The sequence below is a fragment of the Haladaptatus sp. R4 genome (assembly GCF_001625445.1).
Taxonomy (GTDB): domain Archaea; phylum Halobacteriota; class Halobacteria; order Halobacteriales; family Haladaptataceae; genus Haladaptatus.
Genome location: NZ_LWHG01000011.1, coordinates 1,068,197 through 1,088,768, shown reverse-complemented (window position 1 = coordinate 1,088,768; position 20,572 = coordinate 1,068,197). Strand labels below are relative to the sequence as shown.

General features: G+C 61.4%; 20 protein-coding genes and 3 pseudogenes. 7 read left to right on the top strand and 16 right to left on the bottom strand.

From position 1 onward, the window contains the following. On the top strand, positions 1-292 hold a 292-nt coding region (locus A4G99_RS25885), incomplete at its 5' end, for a hypothetical protein (protein ID WP_190303731.1). Between the two features lie 452 nt (positions 293-744). On the opposite strand, the gene A4G99_RS09275 is transcribed toward A4G99_RS25885, so the two are convergent. Next, positions 745-1,491, bottom strand: coding sequence for an FAD-dependent oxidoreductase (locus A4G99_RS09275; protein WP_066142264.1), 747 nt, complete (start codon positions 1,489-1,491; stop codon positions 745-747). A 104-nt stretch (positions 1,492-1,595) separates the two neighbouring features. Between A4G99_RS09275 and A4G99_RS09270 the strand changes: the two genes are divergently transcribed. Further along, complete coding sequence (locus A4G99_RS09270; RefSeq protein WP_066142261.1) at positions 1,596-2,126, top strand: SRPBCC family protein; 531 nt, start codon at positions 1,596-1,598, stop codon at positions 2,124-2,126. A 32-nt stretch (positions 2,127-2,158) separates the two neighbouring features. Here the strand turns inward: A4G99_RS09270 and A4G99_RS09265 are convergent, their stop codons facing one another. The 5 genes from A4G99_RS09265 to A4G99_RS09245 all read right to left on the bottom strand — a co-directional run bounded on the left by A4G99_RS09265 (position 2,159) and on the right by A4G99_RS09245 (position 6,626). Then, positions 2,159-2,371, bottom strand: coding sequence for a hypothetical protein (locus A4G99_RS09265; protein WP_066142258.1), 213 nt, complete (start codon positions 2,369-2,371; stop codon positions 2,159-2,161). 52 nt (positions 2,372-2,423) lie between these two features. Continuing rightward, positions 2,424-3,143 (bottom strand): GNAT family N-acetyltransferase, encoded by a 720-nt coding sequence (locus tag A4G99_RS09260; RefSeq protein ID WP_066142254.1) that lies wholly within the window; start codon positions 3,141-3,143, stop codon positions 2,424-2,426. A gap of 127 nt (positions 3,144-3,270) precedes the next feature. After that, a complete protein-coding gene (locus tag A4G99_RS09255; RefSeq protein WP_066142251.1) occupies positions 3,271-4,617 on the bottom strand; it encodes an alkaline phosphatase family protein in 1,347 nt (448 codons plus the stop codon). Positions 4,618-4,684: 67 nt separating this feature from the next. Further along, positions 4,685-5,803, bottom strand: a complete 1,119-nt coding sequence (locus tag A4G99_RS09250; RefSeq protein ID WP_066142248.1) for a bifunctional oligoribonuclease/PAP phosphatase NrnA — start codon at positions 5,801-5,803, stop codon at positions 4,685-4,687. 289 nt (positions 5,804-6,092) lie between these two features. Beyond that, the gene (locus tag A4G99_RS09245) at positions 6,093-6,626 is read right to left on the bottom strand and encodes an inorganic diphosphatase (RefSeq protein ID WP_066142245.1); all 534 of its coding nucleotides are present in this window, start codon (positions 6,624-6,626) and stop codon (positions 6,093-6,095) included. A 214-nt stretch (positions 6,627-6,840) separates the two neighbouring features. On the opposite strand from A4G99_RS09245, the gene A4G99_RS09240 reads away from it, so the two are divergent. Next, complete coding sequence (locus A4G99_RS09240; protein WP_066142242.1) at positions 6,841-7,197, top strand: PadR family transcriptional regulator; 357 nt, start codon at positions 6,841-6,843, stop codon at positions 7,195-7,197. Here A4G99_RS09240 and A4G99_RS09235 read toward each other — a convergent pair. Both A4G99_RS09235 and rnhA read right to left on the bottom strand, forming a co-directional pair. Continuing rightward, a complete protein-coding gene (locus tag A4G99_RS09235; protein ID WP_223301788.1) occupies positions 7,178-7,840 on the bottom strand; it encodes a rnhA operon protein in 663 nt (220 codons plus the stop codon). The genes A4G99_RS09240 and A4G99_RS09235 overlap by 20 nt on opposite strands. After that, a pseudogene (rnhA, locus tag A4G99_RS09230) lies at positions 7,833-8,425 on the bottom strand (ribonuclease HI). The gene A4G99_RS09235 and the pseudogene rnhA overlap by 8 nt, the downstream one beginning before the upstream one ends. Before the next feature lie 126 nt (positions 8,426-8,551). Here rnhA and A4G99_RS09225 point away from each other — a divergent pair. Both A4G99_RS09225 and nreA read left to right on the top strand, forming a co-directional pair. Beyond that, a complete protein-coding gene (locus A4G99_RS09225; RefSeq protein WP_066142240.1) occupies positions 8,552-9,514 on the top strand; it encodes a transcription initiation factor IIB family protein in 963 nt (320 codons plus the stop codon). Positions 9,515-9,631: 117 nt separating this feature from the next. Next, entirely contained in the window at positions 9,632-10,891 is a 1,260-nt protein-coding gene (gene nreA, locus A4G99_RS09220; protein WP_066142238.1) for a DNA repair protein NreA, read from the top strand. Positions 10,892-10,909: 18 nt separating this feature from the next. Here nreA and corA read toward each other — a convergent pair whose 3' ends face one another. From corA to A4G99_RS09190, 7 genes and pseudogenes are all read right to left on the bottom strand, one after another. After that, positions 10,910-11,890, bottom strand: a complete 981-nt coding sequence (gene corA / locus A4G99_RS09215) for a magnesium/cobalt transporter CorA (protein WP_066142236.1) — start codon at positions 11,888-11,890, stop codon at positions 10,910-10,912. 48 nt (positions 11,891-11,938) lie between these two features. Next, positions 11,939-12,109, bottom strand: a complete 171-nt coding sequence (locus tag A4G99_RS25880) for a hypothetical protein (RefSeq protein WP_190303730.1) — start codon at positions 12,107-12,109, stop codon at positions 11,939-11,941. 66 nt (positions 12,110-12,175) lie between these two features. Further along, the gene (locus tag A4G99_RS09210) at positions 12,176-12,784 is read right to left on the bottom strand and encodes a DUF6517 family protein (RefSeq protein ID WP_223301787.1); all 609 of its coding nucleotides are present in this window, start codon (positions 12,782-12,784) and stop codon (positions 12,176-12,178) included. A 344-nt stretch (positions 12,785-13,128) separates the two neighbouring features. Next, positions 13,129-14,615 (bottom strand): annotated as a pseudogene (cysS, locus tag A4G99_RS09205) (cysteine--tRNA ligase). A gap of 166 nt (positions 14,616-14,781) precedes the next feature. Then, the gene (locus tag A4G99_RS09200; protein WP_066142233.1) at positions 14,782-15,276 is read right to left on the bottom strand and encodes a hypothetical protein; all 495 of its coding nucleotides are present in this window, start codon (positions 15,274-15,276) and stop codon (positions 14,782-14,784) included. A gap of 112 nt (positions 15,277-15,388) precedes the next feature. Beyond that, positions 15,389-15,940: a hypothetical protein gene (locus tag A4G99_RS09195; protein WP_066142230.1), complete on the bottom strand. Its 552-nt coding sequence runs from the start codon at positions 15,938-15,940 to the stop codon at positions 15,389-15,391. A gap of 49 nt (positions 15,941-15,989) precedes the next feature. After that, positions 15,990-16,175 (bottom strand): methytransferase partner Trm112, encoded by a 186-nt coding sequence (locus A4G99_RS09190; RefSeq protein WP_066142514.1) that lies wholly within the window; start codon positions 16,173-16,175, stop codon positions 15,990-15,992. Between the two features lie 229 nt (positions 16,176-16,404). On the opposite strand from A4G99_RS09190, the gene A4G99_RS09185 reads away from it, so the two are divergent. After that, positions 16,405-17,511 carry a hypothetical protein gene (locus A4G99_RS09185; protein WP_066142227.1) on the top strand — a complete coding sequence of 369 codons (1,107 nt, stop codon included), beginning with the start codon at positions 16,405-16,407 and terminating at the stop codon, positions 17,509-17,511. A gap of 121 nt (positions 17,512-17,632) precedes the next feature. Further along, positions 17,633-19,177: a molybdopterin-dependent oxidoreductase gene (locus A4G99_RS09180; protein WP_066142223.1), complete on the top strand. Its 1,545-nt coding sequence runs from the start codon at positions 17,633-17,635 to the stop codon at positions 19,175-19,177. Between the two features lie 23 nt (positions 19,178-19,200). Here A4G99_RS09180 and A4G99_RS09175 read toward each other — a convergent pair. After that, positions 19,201-20,566, bottom strand: a pseudogene (locus A4G99_RS09175) (adenylosuccinate synthase). Between the last annotated feature and the right edge of the window lie 6 nt (positions 20,567-20,572).

Below are 20,572 nucleotides of genomic sequence, written 5' to 3'. Positions count from 1 at the left end.
GACCTCCCCAGCCGATTCCTCCGGGAGAGCTTCGCTCTCCCGTGCTCTCTCTTCACTTCGTTCACGAGAACTCCGCTCGTCGCTGACGCTCCTCGGTCGTCATCCCTCGCACGATTCTGACGAGGCGGTTCGCCGACCACTGGCCGAACCACCTCGTCAGCGTGCGCCACTCGGGAGGACGGGCTTGCCGATACGGAGCAGCTACGCGGCGCGCGAAGGCGCACCGGAGGTGCGCCCGCGCGAGGTCTTCGTGAGCGGAGCGAGCGAACGGCTCGTCAGAGCTTCGCTCTGACGGTGGACGACGAGCGTAGCGAGGAGTCGGTTGGGGAGGACGTGGCTGTCGCGGTGCGGTGATGTGGGTGGATTGAAAGGGGCCGTCCGCTCGCGCTTGCTTTAGTCGCTGTGGGGGCCCTATCCGCGTGAGCGGTGCGGGAAGCGCGGATATCCTGCACAGCGACCGCGAACGGGCGGGGGCTTTCGAGGCGGTCTACTTCTTAGCACCTGTAATCACACACCACCCAGACACGTCTCGGAGCGAGCGGGGAACGTTCGAAATCCATCTCCCAGTTACCGAAACCGCAGAACGATCAAAATCGGGATTCGCTCGTCGTAAGCACTGCCGAACGCAATGTCAGAACGCTCTAACGGGCAGTCTGTTTTAGTAGGATTTAGTACAAAATAATATGATTCAGTAGTTCCCGACTGACTTCAAAATGACATAACGATTTCGCGCAATCGGTCCGTCTAGCCCATCTTTTCGACGAAACTCGGATGAGGGACGGGGCGCTCGTCCTCCCACTCCTCCACGTACTTTCGGAGGCGGTCGTGGGCCTGCCGCGCGCGGCGCTGGCGTTCGTCCTCGGAAATCTCCTCACAGCCCTCGGGGACCTCGCGGTCGCGGTTAGTGAAGTAGCCCTCCGGGGCGACCCAGTCGTGGTAGAAGTCCGGATTCGCGTCCTCGATCAGGGTGAGTCCGACCTGCGAACCGTGACCCGCCGCGACGATGGCTTGGTGGTACTGTTCGGCGAGTCGCCCGGCGGCGTAGAGTCCTTCGACGCCGGTTCGTCCGGTCTCGTCCACCGAGACGTACTGCTTGCTTCCGGACTGCTCGAAGTCGAGGTCGAGACCTTCGAGGTACGAGGAGTTCGACCACGACGCTGCGACGACGCGTTCGGCGGAGAGCGTTTCACCGTCCTCATCGCCGCCGGTCTCGACGGTGAACTCGCCGTCGTCCGCGTGACTCACTTCGGCGACCTTCGCGTCGAGGCGTGCACACCCGGCACGTTCGGCCTGCTCTTCGAGCATTAGGGAGAACAACCGCGAGTCGATTCCGGCCGGAAAGCCGGGGAAGTTCTCCAGAATCGCGTTTCGGTAGAGGATGGAAACTCCGTCGTTCACGACCAGCGTGTCGAGGTCGGCGCGGGCGGTGAAAACGCCCGCGGAGAGTCCCGCGACGCCACCGCCGACGATGACCACGTCGTAGTCCGTCATGGTCGATGGTTGTCGGTGCGGTGGTATAAACGGACTGTTGGCGGAGTGGGCGTTCACGTCCCCTCGCCGGAATGTTTACTTTCGATCCCGCAAAATCGAAACGCGTGGATCACCTCGAACTCAGTACCGTCGTCTACGTGCCGCCGGAGGAGGCCTACGAATTCCTGCTCGACTTTCCGGGCTACGCGAACTACTCGGAACACCTGACGAGGGTTACACACGACGGGGACGGCGGCCCGGGGACGGAGTACGACATCCACCTCAAGTGGTGGAAGATTCAGTACGTCGTCCGCTCCGAGGTGACGGAACTCGACCGACCGAACCGCATCGACTGGAAGATCATCAAGGACATTCACGCCCACGGCAGTTGGCGCGTCGAGGAAGTCCCCGAGGAAGCCCCCGAAGGCAGGGAAACCGCCTCGCGGGTGTGGCTCTCGATTCACTTCGACGCCGATTCGGCGAGTTCCGGCATGCTCGATTTACCCATGTTCGTCTCGCTCGGGTGGGTCGTGGACAAGGCGAAACCACTCGTGCTCTCGGAAGCCGAAAAGGTCGTCAAACGCATCGTCACGGATTTGGAGGGGCAACCGCGAGACGTGAACCTCGAAATTCACAGCCAACCCGATTCGGTCTGATTCTCGGTTTCGTCTGCTCACGTCAGCGCAACTCAGAACGCCCCGTAAACCATGATGGCGACACCGACGAGAGCCATCGATTTTCCCAGATAGTTCGCCCGCGTTCGATGCTTTTGCTCCGCGGCGTCGGCGTCTGCTGTCCACTCGCGGGTCGAAACGAGACTTCGGAACGACATTGGCGTGTAGATGAACAAGCCACCGATCATCACGAGAACGAGACCGAAAAACATCACTCCACGGTTCATGCCACAGTGGTTTCTTTCACCTTCTCTTAACGATTGTTCACCCACACCCCGGCTACAACTCCAATTGGACCAGCGCCGCCGTCACGAACCGCTCGAAGCCGAGGCTTTCGGCCAGCGCGACAGACCACGGCCATTCGTCTGCGGTTCGGTACTGTGGAAGGAGTCCATCGCCGAGCACCTGTTCGGTCACTTCGGAGACGACCTCGCGGCCGTAACCGTTCCCGCGCTGGTTCGGATGGACGACGACTGCGATGTGCGCGAGGAAGTCGTCCCACACCTCGTAGCCCGCGGTGGCGACGAGTTCGTCGCCGTCGAACAACCCGACTGTCGTCCCGATTTCGAACTGCGAGCCACCGTTCGACCACTCCTCGTCAGGGACCGTCGTACGAAGTCGCTCGTACGCGGCGTGATCGTCCACCGTCAGCAAGCGAGCGTCCGAAAGGACGGGAGCGAACGATTCTTCGTCGGCGTAGCCGTAAAACGTCGAGTCGAACACGGCCGTCACCGTTCCGAGAGACTCGAACCGCCGACGAAGTGCCTCTCCCTCCGTCACAATCGTTGAATCACAGTCGGAGAGGCGTTCGCGAACCGCCGCGACGCGAGACTCCGGTGCACCGACGACGAGCGCTTCCCCGCGCCGAAACAGTTGTATTCCACCTTCGTTCGCCGGACCGACCGTAACTGCTTCGCGGTCGAACGCGTCGTCATCGACGCCGAGGCGGTCCGTCCAGTACGAGACGAGCGAATCGAGGGTTCGAGGAGAGAGCGCCATCGCTCGTCGGTGGTTCGTCCGGCGTGATAGGTGTTCGGTGGGCGTACGAAAACGACTCAGGATTCGTAATCACAATCGCGCTACTCGCGGGCGCTATCAGCGAAAGACGAAGAACGAAATTACCGATTCAGACCAGGCTACGGCCTTCGAGTTCGCCCTTCGGATAGTCGAGTTCCATCAAGTCGAGGATGGTCGGGGCGATGTTGAGCAGGTCGGTGTCCTCCGGGATGTTCGCGTCCGGGTCGTCCACGAACAGCGTCGCGTTGTCGAAGCTGTGCATGCCGTTACGCGGCCCGACGCCGAACACGTCGTCGTGACCCTTGAATCCGGCCTTCAGATCGAAGCCGTGGTTCGGAACCGCGACGAGGTCGGGTGCGATGTCCTCGTGGTCGCCGTCGAAGGCATCTTCCTTCTCGACCACGCGCCAGCAGACCTTCTCGCCGTTCGGCCCTTCGAGGTTTTCGAGTTTCTCCTTGAGTTCGGCGCGTTTCTCCTCGTACTCGTCCTGTGGAACGCTTCCGCGCGGTTCGCGGCCTTCGAGGTTGATGTAGAAGCGACCCGGGATGAGCGAGTAGGCGACGGTGTCGTCGCTGATGTCGCCGAGTTCCTCGTGGTCGTCGTCCTCGTAGGAGAGCAGGCCCTCCTGTTCGAGCCACGTGTTGAAGTGAACCTCGTGGTTGAGGCTGGTGAACCCGTGGTCGCTGGCGACGACCATCGTCACGTCGTCCGGCAGCGAGTCACGGAGTTTGCCGAGGTACTCGTCCAGCGTTCGGTAGAACTCGATGAACTCCTCTTTGTACTCGCCGTCCTCCTCGTAATCCTTGAAGAGGAAGTGGTTCACACGGTCAGTCGTCATGAACACGCCGAAGAAGAGGTCCCAGTCGTCCTCGTCGATGTAGTGCTGGAACGACTCGTAGCGCGTCTTGAGCGTCTCGTGTGCGTTCTCGATGAACTCGGTCTTGTCCTCTTTGTGCCCCAACTTCGCGTTCGTGTCGATGGCATAGTCGATGGAACTCAGGTAGTTCCGCATCTCGTCCGGGTAGGCACCTTTGTCCACGCCGGGCGAGAGGAAACCGGAAACCATCCGCTGGACGTTACGCTGTGGCGGGAACGTGACGGGAACGTTCATCACCGTCGCCTTTCGACCCGCGTCGGTGACGCGGTCCCAGATGCGCGTCGCCTGTACGTCGCGTCCCATCGGAACGTAGGTATCGTACGAGCCGACCTCGCGGTCCTGGAAGCCGTAGACACCCGTCTGTCCGGGATTGACGCCAGTCGTGAGCGTCGGCCAGCAGGCGGAGGACTCGGGCGGAACGATGCTGTCGATTGCTCCGGCGCTTCCCTCGCTCGCGAGCGATGCGATGTTCGGGAACTCCGAGGCGTTTTCCTTGAGGAAACTGTACGGCACGCCGTCGATGCCGAAGAAGGCAACACGTGGAGCATCGTCCCCACGAAGCCTATCGAATAGACCCATACGCCGCTCTACCACAGGCGGCTACAAGAACCTTCGTTTCCATGCTATCATCTCACAAGTTTCCGTATTACGAACTCTCGAAGGCAGTGAACAGAGCTTTTCGGGTGCTCGCGTCGATGAGCGAATCCAACGTGTCGGTGTGTTCGCTGTCGACTTGCGCGAAGATACCGAGCGGAACCCGTGCGGTCGCGGCATCCGCGTTCCCGCCCGTCGTCTCGCGTGCGTCGAACGCACCAGTGAGGATATCGACGGCGCTGGTTCGAACGTCCTCCGCCCGACAGGAGATGACGATCGTTTCCTCGTGGAGTCCGAACACGGCGGCCGTCGAGACGCCCTCCAATCGCAAAAGGGAGTCTGCGGCTTCCTCCAACGCGCTTACCGACGGGACGACGCCGACGTTCGCCACGGCAAAACTCGCACGCCGCTCCCGACTGGCAATCGCCTCGCCGAGCACGTCGAACGTGTCGCCGCTGACGCCGGGCGAACGAAGTTCCTCGATCCTCCCGAGGTCGGCATAGGCGTGCAGGAAACCGGCCGCGTCGTAGTCGTTCACCCCGTTGGCCCGCCGGAACTCGCGGGTCCCTGCACGAATCCCGTACAGCAACGCCGTGGCTACGCGCTGATCCGGGACGAACTCCATCTCCCGAACGAGTTCGGTGACGACGGTCGACGTCGCGCCGTCGTCGGTCCGCGTGATCGTCAGGATGTTCTCCTCGGCGGTGGGACGATGGCGGATGACACCGACTACCGGCGGGTTGTTCGATAGTCGGGGGACCGCACCGCCACCACCGATGGCGATACCGGCGTCGCAGTCCGGCAACCCTTCACCGTTCTCGTCCAAAATCGTCACGTCGATATCGAAGATGTTGCAGAACGCCTTGCTGTCCTCGCCCGTCACGTTTCCTTCGGCGGCGATACGCCCCGCGACACCCCAATCCTTGCAGAGCGCTTGGAGTCCGACGGCGGCGGCTAACGAGTCGATACTCGCACCTTCGGGAACGACGAGGGCGACTCGGTTTTGCCCCGCAATCGTCTCTCGGAGTGAATCGACCGATTCGGGGTCGTCGGTACTGTGACGACCCAACGACCGAAATTGGACGGCGTACAGCACGCCGCCACCGGAGAGAAGCAAGAAGAGCGCGGCGACGACCACGGGAGCATTTTCGTTGACGAATCCGGCGAGCATGGTATCGCATAGCTCGGCCAAAACGTATATAATTACGGGTGGATTTACTGGCAGCTTTATAGTCAATGACGAATCGTCGTTTCCGAAACCGTCCTGAAAGCCGATTTTCCCGACGAAATCGGTGGCTTTCGAAAGGTCCATAAATGTACACGAAACAGAATAAGAAAAGACATATAGTTGAGGATTCCGCGCGTTCGACGACCGGGAGAACGCGGTCGTTTCGAATCGCGGGGCAACCGCTGAGGAAGTGGAGGAAAACAAAACGGATCGTTCGAAATCGACCGAAGCGTCAGTTGAAGTTCTCTTCGTACAGCTCTTGGGAGTGCTCGATGGCGTCGTATGCGGCCCGTTTGTCCTCCCAGCCCAACGTCTCGACTTCCTTTCCGGCTTCGAGGTTTTTGTAGGTGGAGAAGAATTCGTCGATTTCGTCCTTCGTCTGCTGGGGGACGTCGTCGATGTCCTCGATGTGGTCGAAACGCGGGTCCTCGATGGGGACGGCGATGACTTTGTCGTCCTGCTCGCCGTCGTCGTCCATCTTCATGAGGCCGACCGGACGGACCTCGATGACGCAGCCGGGGAACGTCGAATCCTCGACGAGGACGAGCACGTCGAACGGGTCCTCGTCGTCGTAGTACGACTGGGGGATGAACCCGTAGTCACCGGGGTAATGGACGTTGCTGTGGAGAACACGGTCCAGCATGACACCGGGAATGTCCTTGTCGTACTCGTACTTGTTCCGGTCGCCTTTGAGACACTCGACGACTGCATAGATCTCTTCGGGGGCGTTCGGTCCCGTTTCGAGGTCTTCCCAGAGATTCGTCATGGATCGGGTGGAAGTCGAAGGGAAGACCAAAAAGTCCTTTCGGCGGAGGTGTAAACGGGCGCTCTGTACCCGCGTAACCACTCAGAACTATGATATCCCTCCGTAGACGACGGGTGGCAGTCAAGTGTTAAAATCGAACAAAATAGACGAGAAACACCAAGAAACTTGAGAAGGGTTAAATATCTCGGTTACATATCTCGTCGTGTCAAAGCCTATGTCAGAGGCACAAACACTCACCGAAAGCAGTACCGCCCGCGACCTCACCGCGTTCCAGCGCAATATCCTCATCGTCCTCACCGAGGAACCGATGTACGGACTCGCCATCAAGCGTGAACTGGAGAGCTACTACGACGAGGAAGTGAACCACGGCCGCCTGTACCCCAACCTCGACACGCTGGTCGAGCGCGGACTGGTGGAGAAGAGCGAACTCGACAAGCGAACGAACCAGTACGGCCTGACTCAAGAGGGTCTCGAAGTCGTCGAAGACGGCTTTGCGTGGTCGCTCTCGAAGTTCGTCACCGACGACTCGCGCGCGGACAAAGTCCGCGCCCTCATCGAGAAGTACGACTAACGCAGTCGAACACGAGTTCGACCGATTCGTTTACGGTTTTTTTCTGCTCCCCAGTCGGCCAGGCATTGCGCGGGAAGTATTCGGTCAGAAACTCCTCCACTTCGTTCCTCGTCGCCGATTCGACGGGGCGGGCGTAGTGATTTCCCATGAAGTCGGCGAACGCCTGGGCGTTCGCGCCGTGAACGTCGCCGTGTTCGTCCCGAACGCGTTCGACGACGGCACGATTGTGTTCGTCGATTTCGTCCCAGTCGTCCGGGTCGCCGGCACCGGTGAGGGGGATTTCGACCGCACGGTCCGTATCCTCAATTCGCTCGACGCGGATCGTTCCGTCCTCGACCCACTCGTCGGGGTGGAGCACCAACACGGTTCTCGCGCTCTCCTCCCGAATTCGGGAGACGAATCCGTGTTCCGCGAGCAGTCGCTCCCGCTCCGCTCGGTACTCCTCGGCTTCCGTTTCCGCTCCGGTATCCTCCCGTTCCCGTGCGAGATGGGTCAACCGTTCGGCCTCCGAGACGGCATCGTTCGGGAGCCCGTCGTCCAGTTGTTCGTCTTCCGGAAGTTCGTCGTCTGGCAATCCGTCGTTCAGTCGTTCTTCGTCCGTCCGTTCGTCGTTCAGTCGTTCGTCGTCGGGTCGGTCAGCCATCGTCCAACGCCTCGTTCGCTAACTTGTCCGCACGTTCGTTTACCTCCCGCGGACGTGTTTCAGCGACCATTTGTCGAACCCGTCCAGCAGTTCGCGTGCACGGACCCGACGCTCGCGGAGTTCGGGGTTGTTCGTCTTCCACGCGCCCGTCACCTGCTTGACGATGAGTTGTGAGTCCCCTTTCACGTCCACGGAATCGAACCCGTAGTCGCGGGCGGTTTCGAGCGCCTCGATGAGCGCTTCGTACTCGGCTTGGTTGTTCGTCGCCCGACCAATCGTCGTTCCCCCCTCCGCCGCGATTCCGTCGCTGGTGACGATGGTCCATCCGGTGGCCGCTGGCCCCGGATTGCCGCGACTCGCGCCGTCGAAGTAGAGATAGGCGTGACCGCCCGCATCGCGCAGTATCGCCTCGATATCCTGTGGGTTCGCTCCCTGGATCACGAGTTTGTCGTCGTACGCGATGGCGACGGCATCGCCGTGTTTCGCCCGCCACTGTTCGTACTCGGATTTTCCGTCCGAGACGATGATTCCCGCGTCGGCGAGCGTCCGGCGTGCCTCTTCCACGTCACACTCGATGACTGGCATTGCCGACACTCGTCTGTGTGCGAGTAAACAGATTCCGGTCTCGCGAGAATATTCGGGTGATCGTCAGACATATATGGGTTTTGCCCAAGGGTTTAAATGTTTAGAGGTTACTACTATAAAAGTGCGATGACACGGTCCACTCGTCAGCGGGAGCGCCAACTCGAAGGGGAGCAAACGGCGAACGAACGAGAGGGAGAGCGTGCTTGTCCTGAATGCGGGTCCGAAACGTTGGTCAAGAGTACCGACCGCGCCGAACTGGTCTGTGACGACTGTGGGTTGGTCGTCGAGGAGGAACGGATAGACCCCGGACCGGAATGGCGTGCGTTCAATCATCAGGAACGGCAGAAGAAATCGCGCGTCGGCGCGCCGACCACCCAGACGATGCACGACAAGGGGTTGACGACGACCATCGACTGGAAGGACAAGGACGCCTACGGTCGATCCATTTCCTCCAAGAAGCGCAGTCAGATGCACCGCCTACGCAAGTGGCAGGAACGCATCCGGACGAAGGATGCGGGCGAACGAAACCTCCAATTCGCCCTGTCCGAAATCGACCGGATGGCATCCGCGCTGGGCGTCCCACGATCGGTGCGCGAAGTCGCGTCGGTCATCTATCGGCGAGCGCTCAAGGAGGACCTGATCCGTGGTCGCTCCATCGAAGGCGTCGCAACGAGCGCCCTGTACGCCGCCTGTCGTAAGGAGGGGATTCCACGAAGTCTCGAAGAGATTTCGGAAGTATCCCGGGTTCAACGGAAAGAGATCGGACGAACGTACCGATACATCTCACAGGAACTCGGTCTGGAGATGAAACCCGTCGACCCGAAAAAATACGTCCCGCGGTTCTGTTCTGAACTCCATCTCAGCGAAGAAGTGCAGTCGAAGGCGAACAACATCATCGAAACCACCGCTGAAGAGGGACTGCTGTCCGGTAAATCGCCGACCGGCTACGCCGCCGCTGCGATTTACGCCGCTTCGCTTCTCTGCAACGAGAAGAAGACACAGCGCGAGGTCGCCGACGTGGCGCAGGTGACGGAAGTGACCATCCGGAACCGCTATCAAGAACAGATCGAAGCCATGGGAATCCACTAACCCCACCGTTCTCCCGTTTTTCTCCCTTCCGAGCGACGGCCAGCACTCCCATCTCGGACCCTCGAAGTCGGCCGGATTGCCGAACGTTCAAGCCCTTCGCTCACCTACGTTTCGTGAATGCGGTTGGACGAATATATCGACGATTTGCGCCCGGACGAGGAGGAGCGCCGACGTCGTCTCGCCGAGGAGAAATCCTACGAGATTCTGGACTACGTCGACGATTTCGAGGAACGCTTTTCGGAGGTCGCACAGGGTGACTCGCTCTTCGGAAGCACGTCGCCCTCGGTGTTCGTCGGCCGGTCGTCCTACCCAAACGTCTCGACGGGTATCCTCTCGCCCGTCGGGGCCGAGGAGAACGCCTCGGAGTTCGCCACCAGCGGCGACTGGTACCAGCGCGGCCTCGACATCGACAACGTCCTCCAGTACCGGACGGGACTGCTGAACTCGAACCGCTCCGCGAAGGTGAACGTGGACGACGTGTGGGACGGTTTCGTGGGGGTTCAGCGCGAAATCGCCATCGCCGACCGCCCGGTGGACGTGGAGATAGGCCTGACCGAAAAGCTCGATTTGGACGTGAACGTGGACGACATCGCCACCCCGACAGGGCCGACTGCCCGCGCGTCCTCGGCTGACCTAACCGAGAACCCGCACGTCCCCCGCGCCGTCAAGAAGACGCTCGAAGACGACGACTGGCAGGCCCAAGGCGCGATGAACTACCTCTACCGACGCGGGTTCGACGTGTACGACATCAACACCATCCTCTCGGCGGGCGCGCTCGGGCAGAATCGTAATCGAAAGCTCGTCCCGACGCGCTGGTCGATCACCGCCGTTGACGACACCATCGGCCAGTACCTTCGGGGCCGCATCCGCAACGCGCCCAGCATCGACGAGACGCAGGTCTGGGTGAACGAGTACATGGGCAACCGCTACTGGGTCGTCCTCACGCCCGGCCAGTGGGAGTACGAACTCGTGGAGATGAAAGCGCCGGGCAGCATCTGGAACCCATCCCCGACCGGCGACATCTGGATGGGGAGCGCCCACGAGGGCTACGAAGGTCGGACGGCTTACGTCGATGAAACCGCCGGAGCGTACTACGCCTCCCGCCTCGGCGTCCTCGAACACCTCGAAGACATCGGCCGACAGGCCAAGGCGCTCGTCCTCCGCGAGGTCAGCGACGACTACTGGGCACCCGTCGGCGTCTGGCAGGTCCGCGAGAGCGTCCGCAACGCCTTCGACGGCCGGTTCGGCGAATCGGAATCGTTCCACACGGCCGTCCGGGAAATCGTGCCGCAACTCCCCATCTCGATGAACAGCCTCCGACGCAAATCCGAGATGGTCTCGGGCGTGCAGGCCAACCTCACCGACTTCGGAAAATAGGACGGCGATCACAATTCGTCACAGCCATCCCTCCTGCCGGAAGTAGACGACCAGAATCGCGGTCATCAGGAACATCCCGAGCATGACGGCGGGGTAGCCGTACTCCCACCCGAGTTCGGGCATGTTGAACGGGCTGTTCTGAAAGTTCATGCCGTAGACGCCGACGACGAGCGTGAGCGGGAGGACGATGGTGGCGACGACGGTGAGTTTTTTCATCACCTCGTTGGTCGAGACCGAGAGCATGTTGAGGTAGATGTCGCGTGCGCCGCCCGCCAAATCGCGGTAGGTCTCGGTCAAGTCCACGAGTTGGACGAGGTGGTCGTACACGTCGCGGAAGTACTTCTCCGTCTCCGGGCGGACTTCCTCGGGGTCGCCACGGGCGAGGTAGCCGACGGCTTCGCGGGTGGGCCACGCGAGTTTCCGGAAGGAGAGGAGTTCGCGGCGGACGCCGTTGATGGATTCCAGCGTCTCGATGCTGGTGTCGGTGATGACGGCCTCCTCGACGGCTTCGATCTCGTCCTCGATTTCGTCGAGGACGGTGAAGTAGCTGTCAACGATGCCGTCGCAGACGCGGTAGGCCGCGAAGTCCGGCCCCCTATCGAGGATACGCCGGTCGCCGTCGAGGGCGGCCTGCCAGATACGGCGGACGGCGTCCATGTCGTGTTCCGAGAGGGTGACGAGCCAGTCCTCGCCGATGAACACGCCGACGGCCTTGACCTGCGTCTCCTCCTCGAAGGTCGTTTCGCCACGGCTCAATTCGACCGTCTTGAGCAGGAGGAAGGTGTAGCCTGCGAACTCCTCGGTCTTCGGTCGGACCCCGTTCTTGATGTCTTCGAGCGAGAGATGGTGAATGTCGAACGACTCGGCGACGCGTTCGAGTTCGACGGGGTCGGCCTCGCTCACCCGCACCCACACGGTTCCGGGGTCGACTCGGGCGGCTTCGTAGTCCTCGACGGTTTCGACTTCGCCTTCGGAAAATCGCAGTGCCTTGATGGTCATCGTACCTCCTCCGTATCGGGACTCATCGTTCGACTCCCGTTTCGATACTCATCGTACCTCCTCCACGCCGGTCGCGTTGGCGATGGCGAGAAGCGTGATACCGACCATGACGCCGGTGATCGAGAACGCCCGACCCGGATACGGCGTCTCGATGCCGATGAGGTACCCCACCAATCCGAGCGCGGTGAGTCCGAGTCCCGAGGCGTACGTCCGGTTCATACCACTCGTACCCGGAGGAGGAAGAAAAAACGTTGCCCGTTCAGCCGTCGTGTTGAACGCCGGAAATCAACTGGGACACGTCGTCGACTCGTCCAACTTCTTCGGATAGACCGCGAGCACGACGATCCAATCGCCGTCGTGCTTTACCTTCGTAGCCTGAATCGTCACGTCGATGCTCACGCCGTGTGTTTTGGCGGTTCCGGTGAACTCGGTGACTTTCGTCTCCTTGCCGAGCATCGTCACGTTTTTCGACCCGACGGTTTTCACGTCGTTGACGTTAGCGTACCCGGCGACGAACTTCTCGACCAAGTCCTTGTTGTCGAACTTCGCCAGCGGGTTGAACGATTTCTTCCCGACGGAGACGGACGGACTGCTCACGACGGTGAACTTCGCAATCGGCTGTTCGCCGATACCCGCGATGCTGATGGATTTCTGATACTGCGCCACCCAGTTCGTTACCTTCACGTCGCGGCTCTGCCCCGCCGCCTTGAACGTCCGTTTGATACCCACCTTCTTGACCTTCGCTTGGTCGTAGCCCGTTTGGGAGAGCGTATCGTCTCCCACCGTCGCCTTCGAGGCGCTGACTGAGTAGGTATCCCCGAGGAGGAACCCGAGACAGCCACTCGAAAGCACGAGGACCGCCAGAAGCGCGCCAGCAACCAGTTTCCGGTTCATTGGTACCTTGCGTGTATGCGCCCCACTATATCAATGCCTTGGTCGGGAATACGCAATATTAGCGGGGAGATATGTTTCCCATTCGAAGATCATTTTTAGTGATCCGAGTCGGCGAGGAATACGGATTCGGGGTTACGAGATGTTCTAAATCTGACTTTTATTTGTCGTAGTATTATGTTGTAAGATTCTAACGTGATGTCTGACTATAGGAGAATATAGAGCCGATCCGATTCAGCGAGATTTCTGGGTGCCGTTGTTTACCAGCGCAATCGTGTTCGTCGTCGCGTATTCGCGGCGGTATCTCGATCAGCTACCGAAGGAGTTCTGAGAACCGGTTTCGGACGCTACGGGAGCTTGAACGACGGGCCGGAATCGGAGTCCTGCACGTCCACGCCGAGCGCTTGCAGGTCGTCTCGCAGCGCGTCGGCGCGTTCGTAATTGCCCTCCTCACGTTCGTTCTCACGCAGTTCGAGGACGAGTTCGACGAGGTCTTCGGCGAGTCGCACGTCACCGCCAGTCTCGCCGCCGAGCGAGAAGCCGAGGACCTCGCCGCCGAGGTCCTCGAACGTCTCGACGGCCGACTTGAGTCCCTCGTAATCGCACTCATCGCCGTCGTCAACGTGACGGTTGACCGCCGTCACGAGGTCGAGCAGGGCCGCCAGCGCGCGCCGCGTGTTGAAGTCGTCGTTCATCGCGTCCGCGAACTCGGCTCGGGTTTCGGCGACTGCCTCGCGCAACTCGTCGTCCTCGACCTTCGTCCGGGCGTTCTCGCTGTCGAGCGCATCCACGGCGCGGTCGTAGCCGTCTGACAGTCGCTCCCAGCGTTCGACGGCCTCGTTCACGGTCTCGTCGTTGAACGTCTGGCGGTTCGAATACGAGGTCGAGAGCAGGAACATCCGGACTGCGTTCGCGCCGATTTCCGAGATAGCGCCGCGAACCGTCGAGTAGTTGCCCAGACTCGAACTCATCTTCTCGCCGTCGGTTTCGAGCAGGCGGACGTGGAGCCAGTAGCGCGCGAACTGGTGGCCCGTCGCGGCCTCGCTCTGGGCCACCTCGTTTTCGTGGTGTGGGAAGACGAGGTCCTGTCCGCCGACGTGGATGTCGATGGTCTCCCCGAGGTGTTTCATGCTCATCGCCGAGCACTCGATGTGCCAACCGGGGCGACCCTCGCCCCACGGCGACTCCCACGTCTCCCCGGACGGGCAGGAAACGGCGTACTCCCGGTCCGACTTTCGGTGATTCTCGATGGCGTTCTCGCTTACACCGTCGGCTTTCCACAGCGCGAAGTCGCCGGGATTGCGCTTCTCGGAGCGCTCGTCGCTCTCACCCTGTGCTTCCATCTCCTCGACCTTCTGATTCGAGAGTTTGCCGTACTCCTCGAACTTCGTCACGTCGAAGTAGACCGACCCGTTCGATTCGTAGGCGTAGCCCTTGTCGATCAGCGTCTCGATGAGGTCGATGATCTCCGGAACGTGTTCGCTGACTCGGGGGTACACGTCGGCGCGCTTCAGGTTCAAATCGCGCATGTCGCGGATGACCTGCGTGATGAAGGTCCGTGCGACGTCGCCTCGCTGTCGCCGAGGTCGTCCTCGCCGACGCGGGCCGCGATCTTCTCGTTCACGTCGGTGAAGTTCTCGACGTGGTGGACGTCGTAGCCGAGGTGTTCCAGCCAGCGATGCATCACGTCGGTGTGAACCCACCCACGTGCGTGGCCCAGATGGGCGAAATCGGAAACGGTCAGCCCACAGTAATACAGCAGGACGGAATCCGGGTCCCCTGGTTCGAACGGCTCCCGTTCCCCCGTGAGCGTGTTCGTTACGGAGAGTGTCATAGGGAACGGTAGTGCCAGCAACCGTTTTAAATCGTCGGAAGCGACACCAACCGCCTCGACCCACCGAATCGACGCAACCGATCCAACCGCCTCGACTCACCGAATCGACGTAACCGATCCAACCGCCTCAACCTACCAACCACCCGAGTACGCACCCGTCTCGATGCTACTTCGGCACGGCGTCCAAGGCGTCCTCCACGAACCGAACCGCGTTCGCGCCGTCCCGCCGTTCGACGACGACGACGAGGGATTCCGCGACGGCGGCCGCGACGACTTCCACGTCTTCGGTGAGGAGGCGGGAGAGGACGGAAGCCAGCGACGGGGCATCGACGTTTCCGGTCACGACGATGCCCGTCAGCGACCCCGAATTCGGCGCGAATCCCGTACCGCCCACGGAGAGGACGGCCTCCTCATCATCCTCGTCCGTTGGATCCAAGCCGCTCCGCATGGTGACGCGGACGTCACGAGATTCGGTTTCGTACGTCGGTAGTTCGTCGGCGAATCGGGAGAGCGCGGTCGAAACCGCGTCGGTGTCGTCGGCACCGACTTCGGCCGCGAGAAATCCCGCGGCGGCAGTGTAGTTCACGACGTCCGCGCGGAGCGCGGCGAGGAGAAACGGTCGTCGCCGCGCCGCGGTTCGGGTGGCTTCTGCGAGAGACATTATCGGGATGCAGGAGGAGAGCGGGAAAAAGGAATACGATTGAGACGTGGTGGCAATTGAGACGTGGAGACGATTGGGACGTGGAGGCGAGGCGATTACGACGAGGAATCGGCTACTGCGTGAGGAAGTACGTCGCGACGCCGATACCGATCAGCACCGAAACCGCGCCGAACAGCGCGACGACCCAATCGACGAGGACACCGACGCCGAGGACGAGAACCACGGCCAACACGATGAGGACGATGAGCGGGAGGTTGCGCGTCAGTTCCGACGCTTCGTTCGACTGTCGGGGGGATCGAGGTTTGGGCTTCGAGAGGGCCTCGTCCACCAGAATCTCGTTAGCTTTGGGATCGTGTTCCTCGATATCCACGTCCACGTAGGACGTTTCGGCCCCGTAGCTCGTGACGATTTTCAGTTTTCCGCGACCGGGACCGTTGCGGACCGAAATCGGGACGACCTCCGTTTCGCCCTCCTCGATGTAGTGGTTCGTCGCGGACAGCGAGGCCACTTCGGAGAGTTCGTCGTCGATATGGAGGTGTACGTGAATCGGCGCACCGTGATTTTCGAGCACGATGTCGAACGAATCGTCTGTTTCGAACGACTGCGCTACGTCGATGTGATGCAAACCGTCACGGTTGATGTGTATCGATAGCGTGCCAGACACGGTACACCTCGTTCGTTAATTGTGGTAAACTCTTCAACTATTAAAAGATTCAGGCCTCTCGCATGTCCGGCGGCAAGAGGTTCGGAATGCCGTCCTCGATGGGGTACTCCTCGCCACACTCCGTGCAGGTGAGCGTCCCGAAGAGGACTTCCTCATCCTCTTCCTGTCGCACGTCGAGTTCGAGTTCCTGTTTATCCAGCGGACAGCAGATAATGTCCATCAGGGATTTCTTCATGTCCGGGTGCACGAAGGGGCGGGGCAAAAGCGTGACGGGTTCGATGGTAGCGACCACGTCGCCGAAATTATCGCCGGTAACGCGGATTACCGGCGCGGAAGCCACGCTACTGCCCCGCGATGGACGCTTCAGCTCGAATTGGTGATCGAAATCCCAGTTCCAAGAAAGGGCGACACTATCCGAGAACGAACGTCGCGTTTTATCGAATCCCTCACCGACTAGATTCCCCATGGTGACCGGAACTGTGAGTCGTCGCCAACTCCTCGGGGGGGTTGCTGGCGGTATCGGGATGGGGTCGCTGCAGCGGAACCGGCAGAAACTACCGAACGTCCTCGTCATCTTCGGTGGGAGTCCGGGAAACGTCATCGAGTACGAGTTCAGCGTCACGGGACGCGTCCGAAAGACGCGGGAAAACGGCGGTGCGCCAATAGATACGCGATTTCTCACCATCGACAAGGAGGACAACGTCGGTAACGGAAACGTGACGGGAGCTATCGCCGGAGGCGGCGACGCGTACCGATATTCGGGCGTTATCACGTATTTCAAGGTGAAGGGAACGGCGAACGTGTATCTGAACGGGCACAAACGCACACCGAAGGCGCTCACCGCGCCGAGCGGGTCCGTCACGTTCGACGGGTGTCAGCGGGTACGCGTCAAGGGCCCCTTCCAGATCGTCGCCATCAACACGGCGTGGTACGACCAAGTCGGATTCGCGACGTCGTACTTCCAGTTCGGACCGATCCGTCGGCGGCGCGTCCTCCCGCCGAAAGCGCTCGCCGACGAAGGTATCTCCGGGTTCGTCGTGACGAGCGTCACGGCGTACAAGCGATACCCGGACGGGCCGCAAATCGACGTGACGAACCCCTCGATCAAGCGGTGTATCCGGCGAATCCGTCCGCCGCGAGTGGAACCCTACTTCGTGGACTGCCGACCGAACGGGGACGGAACGATCCGAGTGCTGTTCGGGTACAACAATCCGAACGCAACGGCGTTACGTCTCGGTAGTTCGTTCGAAGGAACCGTCGAAGGGCGTGCACCACGTCGATTCCGGCCGAACCGACACGCCTTCGAGGTCGATTGGAAACCGACTGGAGACGACGACCGACTCGTCTGGCGGCTAAATCTCGAATCGTTCGGCTACGCTCGGGATGGTATCGCGGTCACGCCGCTCGCCGCGGATTGTGCCGAGACGACTACGACGACCACGACTACCACCACGACGCAAAACGGAGGAACACCGACGGAAGGAACGCCGACTGAACAGCCACCAACGGGACAACCACCGACGGAACGACCAGGAACTGAACGGGGAGGCACGACGACTTCGTCTTCGTAAGGGGCGACGGGGACGACCAGTTCGAGACCGATCAGTAACTCGTCGGAGGGAGGAGGCTTCTTCCGTCGCTCACCCACGAACGCTATCGTCGTTCCGGCCGTAGTTTCCACGAGGGGGAAAAATGATTCATTCAACGGGGCGCGATGCGCTCGTCACGCTGCTCGCAGGGGGTGCTGGGGTCGCCGGTTCGTACGCGGTCACCGGGAACACGCCGGATTTCGTCGCCGCGCCGGTGAATGCGTTCGTCATCGAGGTCACGCCACCGGCGGTCATCGCGTTTTCCATCCAAACGCTCGGTGAAGTCGGCGATAAACTGGCGTTCGCCTCAGCACTGATGCTCACGATACTGCTGTTCGCGCTCGGCGCGTTCGTCGCACTCGTCGTCGGGAGGCGGGCGAGGGGGACCGGCGGACTCGTCAGCGTTCTTCTCGCCGGGGTGCTCGCGTGGGGTACCGCAACCGTACTGACAGGGACATTCGTGCCCGCGCTCGGCGCTGCACTCGGCGTCGGCATCGTCGTGGGAATCGCCAGCGTATCGGTCGGAAACCCGGCGTTCGACACGGGACGACGACGAGTGCTCGGGTCGTTGGTCGGCGCGCTCACCGTCGGTATCGCGGGCTATCTGCTCGGGTCGCGGCGGACCGGTCAGCCTCGAAAACTACCGGAGCGAACGCCGCCGGAAGGTCACACCGACCAGTCCAATCGGTCGTCGAGTAAGGGGATGGGAAGCGGGAAGAAAAAGCGGATGCCCGACATGCGAACCGTGGAGGACCTGCTCGCGGAAGCCAAGCGGAAGTCGCTCGACGTGGAGGGGCTTCCCGGATTGGTGAGCAGCACCGACGAATTCTACGAGGTGGACATCTCCTCGTTCAATCCGGACGTGAACGAGACGGAGTGGTCGCTCGCGGTCACGGGAAGCGTGGAGGAGGAACTGCGAATCGATTATGCGGACCTCACGTCGATGTCGTCGGTGAACGTCTACAAGACGCTTCGCTGCGTCGGCGAGCAGTTGAACGCCCATTTGCTGAACAACGCGATATGGACGGCTGTCCCGATGATGGACGTCATCGAACGGGCTAAACCGAAGGGCGACTGTGGCTGCGTGATGCTCCGAGCGGCCGACGACTACTACGAGGAGTTTCCGCTGGCCGCGCTCGAATCCGGCCTGCTCGCGTTCGGCATGAACGGGTTTTCCCTGCCGCGAAATCACGGCTATCCCGTCCGCGCCCTGATTCCCGGCCACTGGGGGGAAATCAACGTCAAGTGGCTCACCGAGATAGAGGTTCTCGACAAGCCAGCCGAGGGGTTCTGGGAGGAGAAGGGTTGGCACGGGACAGGGCCGGTCACCACCGTGGCGAAACTGTGGGTGGAGAACACGCTCTCGGACGGTCGAAAACAGGTCGGTGGACTCGCCTACGCCGGAACGCGCGGCGTCGAGCGCGTCGAGGTATCGACCGACGGTGGCGAGACGTGGAACGATGCGCGCCTGTCGAAGCCGCTGAAGGGAGACGACGTGTGGCGACAGTGGGCGTACGAGTGGAAACCGTCGGGAACCCACGAGGTCGTCGTGCGGGCGGTCGATGGAACGGGAAAACTGCAACCGAGAGCCGAAAATCAGCCGTACCCGAACGGCGCGACCGGTTGGGTGTCGGAAACGATATCGTAGTTGGTATCCGACGGACGATATCGTTATTCTTCGAACGGGCGGTTCAGGATGACGGTGTCCTCCCTGCTCGGGCCGACACCGACGGCGTAGACGGGGGCGTCGAGTTCGTCGCTGATGTATTCGAGGTAGGTTCGCGCGTTCTCCGGAATCGCGTCGTAGCCCTCGTCGGCGACCTCGCTCCAGTCCACTTCCGGCCACCCGTCGAAGGAACGGAAGTTCGGCTCACAGCGACCCCAGCGTTCGGTCGTGGCGGGAACCGTGAATATCTCCTCGCCGTCGACATCGTAGCTGTATCCGACTTTTACCTCGTCGAGACCCGCCAACACGTCGATGTGGTTGACTGCGAGACCGGTGAACCCGCTGACGCGGGCGGCGTGGCGGAGCATGGGCATGTCGAGCCACGCGACCCGGCGCGGGCGGCCGGTGACGGTACCGTACTCGCCACCCTCCTCGCGGATGTACTCGGCGAGGTCCTCGTTTTCGCCCGCACCCTGTTCGTCGTAGTCGGGGGTGTCACCGACGACGCCTCCGAGTTCGGTCGAAGCGGGCCGCTTCCGACGCGCGTGAGGTACGCTTTCACGATGCCGATGACATCGCCGTCCCCGACGATACCGGGGCTGAGGCCCGTCCCCGTCGCGGCACGCCCGCGGTCGGATTCGAGGAGGTGACGTACGGATAGTTACCGTGGTCGATGTCGATGAGGGTACCCTGTGCGCCCTCGAAGATGATTTCGTCGCCGTCATCGAGACGCGAGGCGAGGAAATCACCAGCTTCGACGGTCATGTTCTCTTCCTTCATGCGCTCGCCGTAGCGCTGGTACTGCTCGTGGACCGCATCGACGTCGAACGCCTCACCGGTCTCGACGCCGAACACTTTCTCGGCGAGTGCTCGCTTTTGGGGGACGACGTATTCGAGTTTCTCGCGGAGGAGTTCGGCGTCGAGGAGGTCGCCGACGCGGATGCCGCGTCGTCCGGCTTTGTCCTCGTAGGTCGGGCCGATACCCCGTCCCGTGGTTCCCACTTTGCGGTCCGAATCGCTCTTCACGTCCTCCTCGATGCCGTCGAGCACGCGGTGATACGGGAGAATGACGTGTGCTCTGCGGGCGAGTCGAACGTCGGGTTCGAGGCCACGTTCGCGGAGGGTGTCGATCTCGTCGAAAAGCGTCTCGGGGTTGACGACACAGCCGTTGCCGAGAACGCCGGTCTTGCCGCGGACGACGCCGCTCGGAACGAGGGAGAGTTTGTATTCGTTGCCGCCCTCGACGACGGTGTGGCCTGCGTTGTCGCCGCCTTGATAGCGAGCGACCACGTCAGCGGCCGCGCCGTAGAGATCTACGACGCGACCTTTGCCTTCGTCGCCGAGTTGCGAACCCACGATGGTTACGGTCATACCGAA

Bases quoted from the DNA above. Each gene is read 5' to 3' on its own strand.
- A4G99_RS09275 (WP_066142264.1), bottom strand. From the start codon at position 1,491: ATGACGGACTACGACGTGGTCATCGTCGGCGGTGGCGTCGCGGGACTC.
- A4G99_RS09265 (WP_066142258.1), bottom strand. From the start codon at position 2,371: ATGAACCGTGGAGTGATGTTTTTCGGTCTCGTTCTCGTGATGATCGGT.
- A4G99_RS09260 (WP_066142254.1), bottom strand. From the start codon at position 3,143: ATGGCGCTCTCTCCTCGAACCCTCGATTCGCTCGTCTCGTACTGGACG.
- A4G99_RS09255 (WP_066142251.1), bottom strand. From the start codon at position 4,617: ATGGGTCTATTCGATAGGCTTCGTGGGGACGATGCTCCACGTGTTGCC.
- A4G99_RS09250 (WP_066142248.1), bottom strand. From the start codon at position 5,803: ATGCTCGCCGGATTCGTCAACGAAAATGCTCCCGTGGTCGTCGCCGCG.
- A4G99_RS09245 (WP_066142245.1), bottom strand. From the start codon at position 6,626: ATGACGAATCTCTGGGAAGACCTCGAAACGGGACCGAACGCCCCCGAA.
- A4G99_RS09240 (WP_066142242.1), top strand. From the start codon at position 6,841: ATGTCAGAGGCACAAACACTCACCGAAAGCAGTACCGCCCGCGACCTC.
- A4G99_RS09235 (WP_223301788.1), bottom strand. From the start codon at position 7,840: ATGGCTGACCGACCCGACGACGAACGACTGAACGACGAACGGACGGAC.
- A4G99_RS09225 (WP_066142240.1), top strand. From the start codon at position 8,552: ATGACACGGTCCACTCGTCAGCGGGAGCGCCAACTCGAAGGGGAGCAA.
- nreA (WP_066142238.1), top strand. From the start codon at position 9,632: ATGCGGTTGGACGAATATATCGACGATTTGCGCCCGGACGAGGAGGAG.
- corA (WP_066142236.1), bottom strand. From the start codon at position 11,890: ATGACCATCAAGGCACTGCGATTTTCCGAAGGCGAAGTCGAAACCGTC.
- A4G99_RS25880 (WP_190303730.1), bottom strand. From the start codon at position 12,109: ATGAACCGGACGTACGCCTCGGGACTCGGACTCACCGCGCTCGGATTG.
- A4G99_RS09210 (WP_223301787.1), bottom strand. From the start codon at position 12,784: ATGAACCGGAAACTGGTTGCTGGCGCGCTTCTGGCGGTCCTCGTGCTT.
- A4G99_RS09200 (WP_066142233.1), bottom strand. From the start codon at position 15,276: ATGTCTCTCGCAGAAGCCACCCGAACCGCGGCGCGGCGACGACCGTTT.
- A4G99_RS09190 (WP_066142514.1), bottom strand. From the start codon at position 16,175: ATGAAGAAATCCCTGATGGACATTATCTGCTGTCCGCTGGATAAACAG.
- A4G99_RS09185 (WP_066142227.1), top strand. From the start codon at position 16,405: ATGGTGACCGGAACTGTGAGTCGTCGCCAACTCCTCGGGGGGGTTGCT.
- A4G99_RS09180 (WP_066142223.1), top strand. From the start codon at position 17,633: ATGATTCATTCAACGGGGCGCGATGCGCTCGTCACGCTGCTCGCAGGG.